The organism is Arthrobacter saudimassiliensis (assembly GCF_059090665.1).
This window is the reverse complement of the sequence record NZ_JBNHFX010000002.1, coordinates 319,742-332,827: the sequence shown is the minus strand read 5'-3', so window position 1 is coordinate 332,827 and position 13,086 is coordinate 319,742. Positions and strand designations below refer to the sequence as shown.

The following is a 13,086-nucleotide window of genomic DNA, read 5'->3' as shown; positions in this document are numbered from 1 at the left end:
GGCGCGGCCCCCTCGAAGGCGATGTTACCGAACCGGGCCTGCGGCGGCCTGCCGGACACCCGAGCGCCGGTACTGGGAGGCCAGCCGAACGGCCGCGTTGGGCGCACCGTACCCTTCGTACGAGGGACGGCGTTCGACCACTTCGAAGAAGAGGCTGCCCACGGTGGAGGTGTAGAAATGCAGGAACTCGCCCTCGGCGTCGCGGTCGTACAGCAGGTTGAGCTCCTGCAGGGTCCGCAGCAGGTCCGGTTCGAGGTCGAACCGGGCGGCGAGGTCTTCGTAGTAGTTCGCCGGGATGGGCAGGAACTCGAGGCCGCGCTCGACGGCGGTCCGGGCCACCGACACAATGTCGGTGCAGCCAAACGCGACGTGCTGCGGATACCCGGAGCCGTCGCCGGCGCCGTCGAAGACCGGCGGGGCGATGTTCAGGGCCAAGCGGACTGCTCCGCTGCGGCTGCGCATCACCTGGCTGCGCACCAGCCCCATCGGGCTGGGCACCTCTTCGCTGGGGCGCGGGGCCAGCGACAGCGTGGACTCATAGAACAGAACGGCCTCGTCGAAGTGCTGCCAGGGCTGCGAAAGGTTCACGTGATCGATGCCGGTGATCGCCCCCGTCGCCGAATCCGCCGTGGAGGGGCCGAACTCCCGGGCCCATGCCGGCTCGCCCGCCGTTGCCGGGCACAGGAAGATTTCGGTGCCGTCCGGTGCGGAAAAGGCCTGCAGCACCTGCTCGCCGGCCTGGCTGCGGCGCGGAACGGGAGTTGCCTGCAGCTGCAGCGCCCGGGAGGCCGCCGCTGCGGCGTCGGCAACGTCCAGCCCGAGCGCCGAGAGCCCGGCGGCGCGGTCCGGCTGCCGCCCGGTGCTGATCACCACACGGGCCTGGTTCTGGGTCATCAGCTCCACCGGCTTGCTGCGGTGCCGGCCCCGGGTGGTGAAACCCAGCTGGTAGAGCAGGGTGCGGATGGGCTCGGGATCGCCGGCGGTGACCTCGGCGAAGCTCACGGCGTGCGGTTCCTCGACGCCGGGCAGCGTGGCCAGGCTCATCCGCGGCGCGCCGGCACCGCCGTCCCGGCCGGCGAGGTGCAGGGAGGTCCGTTCCGAAAGCCAGATCAGCGACCGCATCGCGTCGACCGCGGTGCGGTCGACGGCGGCCTGGCGGAAGACGTCGTTGAACACCTCCAGGGAGACCGGCCCGTCATAGCCGCTGCGGACCAGGTGGCCCATGAACCCGGCCAGGTCGAAGGCGCCTTCACCGGGAAAGACGCGGTAGTGCCGGCTCCAGGAGAGCACGTCCAGGGACAGCTCCGGGGCATCGGCCAGCTGCACGAAGAAGATCTTTCCGGCGGGGATCCGCTCGATTCCCGCCGGATCCCAGCCGCGGGACAGGATGTGGAAGCTGTCCAGGCAGGTGCCCACATTGGGGTGGTCCGCCAGCTCGACGATGCGCCAGGCATGCTCGAAGTCGTTGACGAAACGCCCCCAGGCCAGCGCCTCATAGGCCAGGCGGATCCCGTATCCGGCTGCCAGCTCACCGAGGCGGCGCAGCTGGGCGGCGGCCACGGCGTCGTCGTCGATGGTCGCCGTGGCCACGTTGCTGCACACCAGCATGGTGTCGATGCCCAGCCGGTTCATCAGCGCGAACTTGGCTTCCGCCCGGCGCAGGTTGCCCGCGAGGAGCTGCTCGTCCACGCCCTCGAAGTCCCGGAAGGGCTGGTAGAGGTCCAGGCTCAGGCCCAGCCCGGCGGCCAGGTCACGGATCTCCTCCGGACTGAGGGGGCAGACAAGCAGGTCCTGCTCGAAGATCTCCACTCCGTCAAAGCCCGCGGCGGCGCAGGCGTGCAGCTTCTCTTCCAGCGTGCCGCTGAGGCAGACCGTGGCAATGGAGGTGCGCATCGTTTCGCTTTCCGTTCCGGGCCTAGAGCCCGCGGTCAATCATGTCGAGGAAGTGGGCGCGCATCCGGGCGGCGTCGGGGCGGATGCCGGTGATGAGCTCGAAGGCGTCCACTGCCTGGCCCACCGCCATGTGGCCGCCGTCGAGGACGCGGCAGCCGAGGGCCTCGGCCGCCTCGATCAGCTCTGTGCGGACCGGGCGGTAGATCACGTCGGCCACCCAGAGCTCCGGGCGCAGCAGGGCGGGGTCCACCGGCATTCCCGGATGCGAATGCATTCCCACCGGCGTCGCCTGCACGAAACCGTCGGCGGAGGCCAGGGCCACGGGGAGCTCCTCGGGCCGCACCGCCCGGACCACGGCGTCGGGGAACAGCCCGGCCAGCGCGGCGGCACGGTCCCGGACCCGGTCGAAGTCGAGGTCCACCAGGGACAGCGTGCCTGCCCCGGCCTTGAGCAGCGCATAGGCCACCGCGGCGCCGGCCCCGCCGGCGCCGAGCTGCACCACCTGGTGCAGCGGCGCGCCGGGAAGGCCGGTGGACAGCGCCGTGCCGAACCCGGAGTGGTCGGTGTTGTGCCCGACGAAACGGCCGTCGCGGATCAGGACCGTGTTGACGGCGCCCAGGGCCGCGGCGTCGTCGGAGACTTCGTCCAAGTGCTCCAGGACCAGCTGCTTGCAGGGATGGGTGACGTTGAAGGCGTTGAAGCCCAGGTCCCGCCCGTAGCGCAGCAGGTCGCCGACTTCGGTGCCGGCCCGGCCCGACGCCGTGAGGTCCACGGGGCGGTACAGGTAGTGCAGGCCGTGCTCGGCGGCCTCGCGCTCGTGCATGGGCGGGGTCAGCGAGGCGGTGATGCCCTCGCCGATCAGTCCGACGAGCCAGGACTCGGTGGTGGTGCTCACGATTCTCCTTCCAGGCCCGGTGGCGGGCACCGCCCACGCTACCGGGTGTTCACAAACTGCACAATTGTGCGCTTTACGCACACTGCTGTTGCGGTCGTCACGTGGTGCGGGTTACATTGGCTGCTGTTCGCATGAAGCACTTCTGTGCGTATTTCGCACAGAACCCCTACTGGAGGCCCCCATGAGCGCACCGGCACACGCCGGCTCGGCCACCGCCAAGACCCCCAAGAAGGCCGCCGCGGCGAGCTTCATGGGCAGCGCGGTCGAGTACTACGACTTCTTTATCTTCGGCACCGCCGCGGCGCTGATCTTCCCGCGCGTCTTCTTCCCCGACGCGGACGCCCAGGCCAGCATCATGTCGCTGGCCACCTTCGGTTTCGCCTACATCGCCCGGCCGGTGGGCGCCGTCATCCTCGGCCACTTCGGGGACCGGGTGGGCCGGCAGAAGATCCTCATGTTCACCCTGGTCCTGATGGGTGCCTCCACCTTCCTGATCGGCTGCCTGCCGACCTTCGACACCATCGGCTGGTGGGCTCCCGCCCTGCTGGTGCTCTGCCGCCTGGCCCAGGGCCTTTCCGCCGCGGGCGAGCAGGCCGGCGCCAGCTCCATGACTCTGGAGCACGCTCCCGACGGCCGCCGCGCCTTCTTCACCTCCTGGACCCTGACCGGCACCCAGGGCGGCCAGATCCTCGCCGCGCTCATCTTCATCCCCGTCATGGCCCTGCCGGACGACATCAAGTACGGCATCGGCTGGCGGATCCCGTTCTGGCTGAGCGCCGTCGTCGTGGTCGTCACGTTCTTCATCCGCCGCACCCTGGAGGAGACCCCCACCTTCCAGGAGGCCAAGGCGAAGAACGAGATCGCCAAGCTGCCGGTGGGCGTCCTGCTCAAGCACCACTGGCGCGACGTGCTGCGCGTGATCTGCTGCGCGTTCATTGCGGCGGTCTCCACCGTGTACGGCACCCTGGCCATCAAGTACGGCGAATCCGTCGGCGGCGTGGACGCCGCCATCACGCTCTGGCTGGTGGTCGCCGGCAACATCGCGGCGCTGTTCACCCAGCCGCTGTTCGGCCTTGCCGCAGACCGGTTCGGCCGCAAGCCGGTGTTCATCTACGGCGCCGTCGCCAGCGCCGTCGTGATGCCCTTCTACCTGCGGTCCATGGAATCGGGGAACTCCCTGCTGCAGTTCACCCTCTCCGTGGTGGTCTTCGGCTGCGGGTACGCCGCCGCCAACGCCGTCTGGCCCTCCTTCTACGCGGAGATGTTCAGCGCGAAGGTCCGCTTCTCCGGCCTGGCCATCGGCACCCAGCTCGGCTTCCTCATGGCAGGGTTCGCCCCGTCGATCGTCGCGGCCCTCGGCGGCCTGGAGCCCGGCGGCTGGGTCACCATCAGCTGGTTCACGGCCGCCATCTGCCTGATCGCCTCGGTCTCGGCCCTCACTGCCCGGGAAAGCTTCCGCACCCCGACGGCGGAACTCGGCCTGCGCTGATCCGTTCCACCGACAGAAGGGGCCCGGCCGGCAGCGATGCCGACCGGGCCCTGCTCTGTCTGCAGATCAGCCGCGGCTGCGCGCGGCCCGGCGCGTGCTCCAGGCCAGGTAACCGCCCAGCGCGCCGGTCGACGCCAGGCCCGCGGTCATCAGCGGCGCCTGCCAGCTCTTCCAGCGGTCGACGTCGCCCAGGGTGAGCTCTCCGACGCCGCGGATGAACGCGGCGGCGAAGATGGCCGCCACCATCCGGTTTCCCACCTTTTCCAGCCGTTCCACGAGCGGAGCCAGTTCAGAGGCCCGCAGATGCACCTCGAGGCCCTCGATGTCGAGGGTGTTGACCAACCGCCGGATCTGGTCCGGCAGCTCGGTGCCCAGCTCCAGGGCTTCCATGCCCGCCCGGGCAAGGCGCTTCGCGTATCCGGCCGGAAACAGGTGGCCCGCGGCCATCCGGCGGGCATAGGGCGCCAGTGTCTGTCCCAGGCTGAAGCCCGGATCGAGCACCTCCCCCATTCCCTCGGTCATCACCAGCATCTTCAGCAGCAGCGCCATTTCCCGCGGCAGCTGGAGGTGGTGGCGGCGCAGGATGCCCAGTGCCTGGGTGATCAGCCTGCCGATCTGCACATGTGCCAGGTCCCGGCCCTGATACAGGCGGATGAAGGGGCCCAGGTCGGTGACCAGCCGTGCGCGGTCCACTCTGGTGGGCGAGACCGACACCCGCATCAGGGACGTGGCCATGCGTTCCGGGTCCCGGCGGATCACCGCAACGAACAGCGCCGACAACTGTTCGCGCAGCCGTTCGTCGACCTTGCCCACCATGCCGAAGTCGATCAGTCCGATCGTGCCGTCCGGCTCGATGAAGAGGTTGCCCGGGTGGGGATCCGCGTGGAAGAACCCGTCCTCGAACACCATCTTGACCTCCGCGCCGGCCGCGCGCTCGGCCAGCGCCCGGCGGTCGATGCCTGCGGCGTCGAGCGCGGCCGTATCCGTGACCTTCAGCCCGCGGAGGCGCTCCAGGGTCAGGACCCGGGAGGTGGTGGCGTCCCAGTACACCTTCGGAATACGGATGCCCGGGTCCCCGGCGAAGTTCCGGGCGAACTGCTCGGCGTTCTTTCCCTCCTCCAGGTAGTCCAGCTCCCGGCGCAGGGTGTCCGCAAACTCGTCGGCAATGCCGGCAAGGTCGTAGTCGGACGCGGCTTCCCAGTGGCGGTCCAGGGTGTGGGCGAGGTTCCTGAGGATCTCCAGGTCCTCATCAACCTGTTCCACCACCCCCGGCCGGCGCACCTTGACCACCACGTCGGTGCCGTCGGCGAGCGTCGCGGCATGGGCCTGGCCGATGGACGCGCTGGCCAGGGGCGCATGCTCGAAGGAGGTGAACATGCCCTCCCACTGATGTCCCAGCTCGCTCACCAGCACCTCGCGGACCTGGCTCCACGGCACGGGCGGGGCGGCGTCCTGCAGCTTCGCCAGTTCGTCGCGGTATGCCGGGGGCAGCAGGTCGGGCCGGGTCGAGAGCAGCTGGCCGAGCTTCACGAAGGTGGGGCCGAGCTCCTCCAGGGCCGCCCTGACATATTCGGGGCTGGTCTTCGGCCGCGTTCCCTCAGCCTTGGGCGCCACCCGGGCCAGGAACGGCAGCCGGTCCTGGACCCCGGAGGCGGACACCAGCCAGCCCAGCCCGTTCCGGGACAGGATCTCCCCGATCTGGCGGTACCGGTCCAGCTGGTTTCGGATCATTACCTGTCCTGTCCTGTCCTGTCCATGTGCCTGGGCCTCCCGGCTCCGGGGGTGCGCCCCCAGCCTAGCGGCGCCCTGCGGCTTCCGAACAGGATCTCAGCCGACGGCGGGGCGGAACGCCGCCGGAGTGTGCGTGGAGGGCAGGCGGTCGCGGTCGTAGGTGATGTCGGTGTAGCCGTGGGGCGTGGGGTTGCCGGACTCATCCAGGCTGACGAAGACGATCCGGTCGATGGTCAGGATGCTGCTCCGGGTGACCATGTTGCGCACCTCGGCCCGCATGGTGAGCGAGGTCCGCCCGAAGCGGGTGGCGCGCAGGCCCATCTCGATCAGGTCGCCCTGCTCGGCGGAACTGACGAAGTTGATCTCGGACATGAACTTTGTCACCACCCGTCCGTTGCCCATCTGCAGGATCGCGTAAATGGTGGCTTCCTCGTCGATCCATCGGAGCAGGCTTCCACCGAACAGGGTTCCGTTCGCGTTCAGGTCTTCGGGGCGTACCCATTTGCGGGTGTGGAAATTGATGCTCTCTGGCTCCATATGTCCAGCGTAGCTGCGGTAATTGGGCCCCTTGGGTCCAATGTGAGGCAGCTCCACACGCCCTGCGCCCAACATCTCCCGCGGGCCCATCGTCCCTTGTGGGATGCCTCCCACGGACCCTTCGCCGGCCACCGGCCCGCGCCCTGGCCCACGTAGCCGCAGCAAAAAAATGCGCATCCCACCCGTAACGGTCACACCCATCGGCCGTCGAATGTAGGACTCCGCCCGTAGGTCCTACGTATGCCCGGCCGTTCCCCTGTTCCTAGCCTCTTCTCGATTATCCGGTCCGGCGTTTCCCGGCCTGCTGCATCGGCCGACCGGCCGCTGGGCGGGCCGTCGGGAAGGGCGCCGGGCGTACACGCTCCAGCCAATGAAGACAGGGAACTACCATGGCTCTTCCCGATCTGCACAGCCGCCCCTCACTCGGCGACACCGATTCCCCCGCAGCCGGCCTGGCCGGCACCGCCGGGTCCGACGCCGCCTTCGACTACGATGTGGCGATCGTCGGGCTCGGCTACGTCGGCCTTCCGACGGCGCTTGCCTTCCGGGAGGCGGGCTACCGGGTGCTCGGCCACGACGTCAGCAGCCGCCGTCTTGAGGTGATCCGGAGCGAAGCCGCGGATCTGCTTCCCGACGACCGGGCACGGCTCTCCCGCGCCCTCCACGACCCGGCCTTCGCCCTCACCGCCGAGCCGGCGGACATCCGGCAGGCCGCTGCGGTGATCATCGCGGTGCCCACTCCCGTTGACGAACATCTGGTCCCGGACCTGGGCATCCTGCGCAGCGCGTGCCGCACCGTGGTGGCGCAGGCCGTGCCGGGGCAGCTGCTGATGCTGACCTCGACCACCTACGCCGGCAGCACCAGGGAACTCCTCGCCGTCCCGCTGGCCGAGCGCGGCCTCATCGCGGGAACGGACGTGCACGTGGCGTTCAGCCCGGAACGGATCAACCCGGGCGTCGCCGACTTCTCCCAGGAGGACGTGCCGCGGGTGGTCGGCGGCATCACGGCCGCGTGCAGCGAGCGCGCCCGCTCCCTGCTTGCCAAGTACGTTCCCCGCGTCCACGTGGTCCCCTCGCCCGAGGCCGCCGAAATGACCAAGCTCCTGGAGAACACGTTCCGGGCGGTGAACATTGCCCTGGCCAACGAATTCTCCGATATCTGCACCCTGCTCGGCATCCCCGTCATGGACGTCATCGACGCCGCCGACACCAAGCCCTTCGGCTTCATGCGCTTCACCCCCGGGCCGGGGGTGGGCGGACACTGCATTCCGTGCGACCCCCATTACCTGCTCTGGCAGCTGAAGCGCAGCCGCGTCTCGGCCCCCGTCATTGAGCAGGCGATGCAGGGCATCGCCGGCCGTCCAGGGCGCGTGGTGGACAGGATCCGTGCCCTGCTTTCCGACCGGGGACTGGGCCTGGCCGGTTCCAAGGTGCTCGTGGCCGGGGTGGCCTATAAGCCCAACGTGGAAGACGTCCGCGAGTCGCCGGCGCTGGAGATCATAGCCGCCCTGCGCGCCGCAGGCGCCGTCGTCGGCTACATCGACCCCCTGGTGCCCACGCTGCGCAGCCACGGGCTGCCGCTGGACACGATCACGGCCCCCGCGGAGTTCCAGGCCGACGTGGCCCTCCTCCACACGCGCCACCCCGGGGTGCCGCTCGAATGGCTGGACCAGGTCCCCCTGGTCCTCGATGCCACCTACCAGCTCCGCGGGCACGACACCGCGGTGCCCCTCTGAGTCCGGACCCCTTCCCGGCCGACGGCAGTCCCGCCGGCCCCAGCCAACGAAAAGAGAAGCGCATTCCCATGAAGACAGTCATTACCGGCGGCGCCGGCTTTATCGGCAGCCACCTGGCCGAGCACCTGATCGCGGCAGGCGACGAGGTTACTGTCCTTGACGACCTCTCCACCGGCTCGCTTGCCAACCTCGCCGGCGTCATGGACCACCCCAACCTGCGCTTCGTGCGCGGCAGCATCCTGGACCGGGAACTGGTCAGCGCGGTCATCAACGGCAGCGACCGGGTGTTCCATCTGGCCGCAGCAGTGGGGGTGCGCCTGATCGTGGACCACCCCCTGGAAAGCCTGCGCACCAACATCCACGGCACGGAAGCCGTCCTCGACGCCTGCCTTGACGCCGGGGCGGTCCTGCTGCTCGCCTCAACCAGTGAGATCTACGGAAAGAACACATCCGATGCCCTCGACGAGGAAGCGGATCGGATCCTTGGCTCTCCGCTGAAGTCGCGCTGGACCTATGCCGCCGCAAAGGGCATCGATGAAGCCTTTGCCCACGCCTACTGGAAGCAGTTCGGGCTGAAAGTGGCCATTGTCCGGCTGTTCAACACCGTCGGGCCCCGCCAGACCGGCCGCTACGGGATGGTGGTGCCCAACCTGGTCGGGCAGGCCCTGCGCGGCGAACCGCTCACCGTCTTCGGCGACGGCACCCAGACCCGATGCTTCTCCTATGTCTCGGACGTGGTGCCGGCCCTGGTCAGGATCGCCGAGCACCCGGACGCCCTCGGCAACGCCTACAACCTCGGCGGCAACCGGGAGGTTTCCATCCTCGAGCTGGGCCGACGCATCGTCGAGCTGCTGGGCAGCCGCAGCACCATCACGCTGGTGCCGTACGAGCAGGCCTACGCGGAGGGCTACGAGGATATGCGCCGCAGGGTTCCGGACAACACCCGTTCCCGGGAGCTGGTCGGGTTCGCACCTGCCACCACCCTCGACGAGATCATCCTCGCGGTGGCGGCAGGTGTTGAGACCCCGACGCCGGCGGGCACCCCGGCCGCCCGGTAACCACGACCAGCACAGGCCGCCCGGTAACCACGACCAGCACAGAAGGACCACACATGAGCCCGGACATCCCGAACTCCCCGGATGCCCCTCCCCGTCAGCACAAGCGTTCCATGCAGCTCCTGGCCCTGGCGGTGGTCCTGGCGCTGCCGGCCGCCTTCCTGGCCTGGGGCTCATTCCTCCTTGCTCCCCTGGGCCTGGGTCCCGGCATCCCCGAGGGCCAGACCGTCAGCGACGACCTCGACCGGGTGCAGGCCGAGGCCCGGCTGGCAGCGGAAAAAGCCGCCGCCGACGACGCCCGCCGGGAGCGGGCCGCCGCCGTCGCGCTCCCGGTGCCCGCCTATGACCCGAATGAGTCGTTCAGCGTGGCGCCGGGACAGACCGTGGTGAGCCTGTCCTTCGACGATGGACTGGCCGGTGCAGCCAGGATGGCGGACATCTTGGGCGAGGCCGGGATGCAGGGAACCTTCTACGTCAACTCCGGCCTGCTGGACCTGCCCGGCTATCTCACCCTCCGCCAGGCGAAGGAGATGGCCGCCGACGGACATGAAATCGGCGGACACACCTTCTCCCACAAGGAGCTGGTGGGGCTGAACCAGGCGGAGGCCGCCCGGGAAATCTGCCAGGACCGGCAGAACCTCCTGACGTACGGGTTCACGCCGACGAACTTCGCCTACCCGTTCGCCTCCGGCAACGAGGGGGTTGAACAGCAGGTGGCCGCGTGCGGATACAACAGCGCCCGGGCCCTGGGTGATACGGCCAGCGAAGGATGCCTCAGCTGTCCACCCGCGGAAAGCCTGCTCCCCGCCGAGCCGTACGTCCTGAAGGCACCGGCACAGGTGGAGGCGGACTGGACCCTCGCCGACCTCCAGGGGCAGGTCCTGCAGGCGCCCCCGGGGACCTGGACGATCCTGACCTTCCACGGCCTGTGTCCCATCGAGTGCGACTACATCAGCATCGAGGAGGACCTGTTCCGCGAGTTTGTGTCCTGGCTCGCAGCACGCACCGCCGACGGCGCCGTGGTGGTGAAGCCGGTGCAGGACGTCATCGGCGGGCCGCTGAAGGAGGCGGCCGCCGCACCGGCTCCTGCCCCTCTCGCTCCGGGCGAGAACGGGGTGCGCAACGCGGATCTCGAACAGTGGTCCGGGGACCTGCCCGTCTGCTGGCAGCAGGGCGGTTTCGGCGACAACGACCGCACCTACGGCATCACCGAAGGCATGGAAGGGAGCCTCGCAATGGAGGTGAAGGTAAGCGGCTACCGGGACGGCGACGCCAAGTTCGTCACCCGCCAGGACCTGGGCGAGTGCGCGGTGTCGGTCCTGCCCGGCCAGCGCTACTCAGTGCGCGCCTGGTACAAGTCCGACGCCCGCGCGCAGTTCAGCCTGTACTACCGCGACGCGGAGGGCCGCTGGCAGTACTGGACCGCCAGTTCCCTGCTGCCGTCCAGCAGCACTTTCCGGCAGGGCAGCTGGACCACCCCGCCGGTGCCGGAGGGCGCGACCGCGCTGAGTTTCGGCCTGGGCCTGGTCAGCGAGGGAACCCTGGTCAGCGATGACTACTCCCTGTTCAACGCCGACGGTGCACCCGCTGCGGCAGCCGGCGCTGAAGAGCCGGACGCCTCCGGGCAGGACCATGGCGGATAGGCGCCGCAGTGGTGCATTTCTGCTTCCGGCAGTGCTGCTGCTGGGCGGCTGCTCGATGACTGAGCAGATGCAGCCGCTGGACGGAGAGTCGGACTATCCGTGGCATACCGACATCGTTGCGACCACATTCTGGGTCGGAGAAATCCACGACCCCGACGCCGTCGACGGGAGCCAGGTGCAGTCCGCGTATGACAGCTGGTGGCAGGAGAGCTACGGCGGATGCGACGGGGTCGTCCAGGCGGACGGAACGTGCGCCACGGAGCCCCGGACCGCGGCCAACCGCTACATGCCGACAAGCATGACCCCGCTGGAGAATCCCTTCTACCTCGACCTGCCCTTCGACGACATCAACAACCCCGCCGCGTTCGCGATGCGCGGGGACGTGGTCCCCTGGGCCGGGGACCCGGGCTACGCCGGCCTGGAAGCCGATCGGTCCTTCAGCTACATGAAGAACCGCTGGGTGCGGCTCCGCATGGACGGAAGGGTCTGCTACGGGCAGATCCAGGACGCCGGGCCGGTTATTTACGACGACGCGGCCTACGTTTTCGGCGACGACGACGAGCGGCCGGCCAACACCGAGTACAACGGCGCCGGCCTGGACGTCTCCCCCGCCCTGAACGGGTGCCTCGGCTTCCGGGAACTCAACGGAGCCTCCGACCGCGTCGACTGGCAGTTCGTCGAGGAGGACAACGTCCCCGACGGACCATGGACGGACATTGTCACCACCAGGCAGGTCCAGCAGGGACCTCCGCTCGAATCACCCGCCCCCGACCCCACCAACGATTGAAGGACATTACATGGAGCCATGGACGCTGTTGCTGATCATTCTGCTGGTCCTGGGCATCAGCACCCCGCTGTGGAGCGTGGTGGGCTTCCTCCGGGTCGTCGGTGAATGGCAGAACAAGACCAATCCGCGCCAGCGGGCCGCACGGCGGGAGTCCATCCTGCGCCCCGATCAGGTGGCCGTGGTGATAGCGGCACGCAACGAGGAGCTGGTCCTGGCGGAGACCGTGCGCAGCGCGGCCGTGCAGGTGCCGCGGAGCAATATCCACGTGGTGTCCGACGGTTCAACGGACGGCACCGCTGAGGTCGCCCGCAGCGAGGGGGTCAACGTCCTGGAGCTGTCCCCGAACCGGGGGAAGGCGGGCGCGCTCGCCGCCGGCATCGACCACTTCGGCCTGGATACCCGCTACGAGGTGGTCATGCTGCTCGACGCCGACACGCGTCTGGCCGGCAACTACCTGCGAACCGGGCTGCCCCTGTTCAACGACCCCGAGGTGGTCGCCGTCGCGGGCCGTGCCCGTACCCTGGCCGATCCGGGCCGGCAGCGCCTGGTGGCCCGGATCCTGCTGGCCTACCGGGAACGCCTGTATACCGTGGTCCAGCTGCTGATGAAGTACGGGCAGGCCTCACGGCCGGCGAACGTGGTCAGCATCGTCCCGGGTTTCGCCAGCATGTACCGCGCCAGGGTGCTGCCGCAGATCGACATGACGGCGCCGGGCCTGCTCATCGAGGACTTCAACATGACGTTCGAGGTGCACGCCAAGCAGCTCGGGCGCATCGAGTTCCACCCCTCCGCCGCCAACGCGTTCACCCAGGACCCGAACACCATCCGGGACTACACCCGGCAGGTGCGTCGGTGGAGCCTGGGCTTCTGGCAGACGGTGCGTCGTCACGGCCTGCACCGGGGCCGGTTCTGGATGGCCCTGCTGCTGCACATTGTGGAGCTGATCGCCTCATCCCTGCTCCTGGTGCTGACGCTGCCCCTGGCGGTCCTGTCGATGGCCACGGGGAGTTCCTTCCTGCGTCCCGAACATCTGCTGCTGGGAGTGCTCCTGCCGGACTTCCTGCTGACCGTCATTACCGCCATGGTCCTTCGGCGGCCGGGCGTGCTCCTGCTCGGCCTGGCTTTCCCCCTGGTGCGGGTGGTGGACGGCTGCATCTGCCTCGCCACCGTCTGGCAGGCCTGGACGAGCCGGACCAGCGGCACCTGGACCAGTCCGTCGCGGCGGGTGCAGGAGTCCGGAACCGGCGGCGGCGTTCAGATGGCAGCGGCCCGGGCGCAGGGCTAGCGCGCGCAGGCCGGCCGTCGGTGCGCAGGTCGGCC

10 protein-coding genes are annotated in these 13,086 nt (G+C 69.3%); 6 read left to right on the top strand and 4 right to left on the bottom strand.

Annotated features, from left to right (window positions below; genetic code table 11):
- Window positions 1-24: 24 nt before the first annotated feature.
- On the bottom strand, window positions 25-1,893 hold the full coding sequence (locus tag AC5RV6_RS08745; protein WP_494006919.1) for a bifunctional sugar phosphate isomerase/epimerase/4-hydroxyphenylpyruvate dioxygenase family protein: 1,869 nt from the start codon (window positions 1,891-1,893) through the stop codon (window positions 25-27).
- Window positions 1,894-1,915: 22 nt separating this feature from the next.
- Window positions 1,916-2,788: a shikimate dehydrogenase gene (locus tag AC5RV6_RS08740; RefSeq protein WP_494006918.1), complete on the bottom strand. Its 873-nt coding sequence runs from the start codon at window positions 2,786-2,788 to the stop codon at window positions 1,916-1,918.
- 181 nt (window positions 2,789-2,969) lie between these two features.
- Between AC5RV6_RS08740 and AC5RV6_RS08735 the strand changes: the two genes are divergently transcribed.
- On the top strand, window positions 2,970-4,277 hold the full coding sequence (locus AC5RV6_RS08735; protein ID WP_494006917.1) for an MFS transporter: 1,308 nt from the start codon (window positions 2,970-2,972) through the stop codon (window positions 4,275-4,277).
- Between the two features lie 66 nt (window positions 4,278-4,343).
- Here the strand turns inward: AC5RV6_RS08735 and AC5RV6_RS08730 are convergent, their stop codons facing one another.
- Both AC5RV6_RS08730 and AC5RV6_RS08725 read right to left on the bottom strand, forming a co-directional pair.
- A complete protein-coding gene (locus AC5RV6_RS08730) occupies window positions 4,344-6,008 on the bottom strand; it encodes an ABC1 kinase family protein (RefSeq protein WP_494006916.1) in 1,665 nt (554 codons plus the stop codon).
- 96 nt (window positions 6,009-6,104) lie between these two features.
- A complete protein-coding gene (locus AC5RV6_RS08725) occupies window positions 6,105-6,545 on the bottom strand; it encodes an acyl-CoA thioesterase (protein ID WP_494006915.1) in 441 nt (146 codons plus the stop codon).
- A 389-nt stretch (window positions 6,546-6,934) separates the two neighbouring features.
- On the opposite strand from AC5RV6_RS08725, the gene AC5RV6_RS08720 reads away from it, so the two are divergent.
- From AC5RV6_RS08720 to AC5RV6_RS08700, 5 genes are all read left to right on the top strand, one after another.
- Window positions 6,935-8,281: a nucleotide sugar dehydrogenase gene (locus tag AC5RV6_RS08720; protein ID WP_494006914.1), complete on the top strand. Its 1,347-nt coding sequence runs from the start codon at window positions 6,935-6,937 to the stop codon at window positions 8,279-8,281.
- Window positions 8,282-8,349: 68 nt separating this feature from the next.
- Window positions 8,350-9,339, top strand: a complete 990-nt coding sequence (locus tag AC5RV6_RS08715; protein ID WP_494006913.1) for a dTDP-glucose 4,6-dehydratase — start codon at window positions 8,350-8,352, stop codon at window positions 9,337-9,339.
- Between the two features lie 53 nt (window positions 9,340-9,392).
- Entirely contained in the window at window positions 9,393-10,979 is a 1,587-nt protein-coding gene (locus AC5RV6_RS08710; protein WP_494006912.1) for a polysaccharide deacetylase family protein, read from the top strand.
- A gap of 55 nt (window positions 10,980-11,034) precedes the next feature.
- Window positions 11,035-11,766, top strand: a complete 732-nt coding sequence (locus AC5RV6_RS08705) for a hypothetical protein (protein ID WP_494006911.1) — start codon at window positions 11,035-11,037, stop codon at window positions 11,764-11,766.
- 10 nt (window positions 11,767-11,776) lie between these two features.
- Entirely contained in the window at window positions 11,777-13,051 is a 1,275-nt protein-coding gene (locus AC5RV6_RS08700) for a glycosyltransferase family 2 protein (protein WP_494006910.1), read from the top strand.
- The last annotated feature ends 35 nt before the right edge of the window (window positions 13,052-13,086 follow it).

Excerpts from the sequence above, each read along its gene's own strand:
- AC5RV6_RS08705 (WP_494006911.1), top strand. The coding sequence starts at position 11,035 with ATGACTGAGCAGATGCAGCCGCTGGACGGAGAGTCGGACTATCCGTGG.
- AC5RV6_RS08730 (WP_494006916.1), bottom strand. The coding sequence starts at position 6,008 with ATGATCCGAAACCAGCTGGACCGGTACCGCCAGATCGGGGAGATCCTG.
- AC5RV6_RS08715 (WP_494006913.1), top strand. The coding sequence starts at position 8,350 with ATGAAGACAGTCATTACCGGCGGCGCCGGCTTTATCGGCAGCCACCTG.
- AC5RV6_RS08745 (WP_494006919.1), bottom strand. The coding sequence starts at position 1,893 with ATGCGCACCTCCATTGCCACGGTCTGCCTCAGCGGCACGCTGGAAGAG.
- AC5RV6_RS08710 (WP_494006912.1), top strand. The coding sequence starts at position 9,393 with ATGAGCCCGGACATCCCGAACTCCCCGGATGCCCCTCCCCGTCAGCAC.
- AC5RV6_RS08720 (WP_494006914.1), top strand. The coding sequence starts at position 6,935 with ATGGCTCTTCCCGATCTGCACAGCCGCCCCTCACTCGGCGACACCGAT.
- AC5RV6_RS08725 (WP_494006915.1), bottom strand. The coding sequence starts at position 6,545 with ATGGAGCCAGAGAGCATCAATTTCCACACCCGCAAATGGGTACGCCCC.
- AC5RV6_RS08700 (WP_494006910.1), top strand. The coding sequence starts at position 11,777 with ATGGAGCCATGGACGCTGTTGCTGATCATTCTGCTGGTCCTGGGCATC.
- AC5RV6_RS08735 (WP_494006917.1), top strand. The coding sequence starts at position 2,970 with ATGAGCGCACCGGCACACGCCGGCTCGGCCACCGCCAAGACCCCCAAG.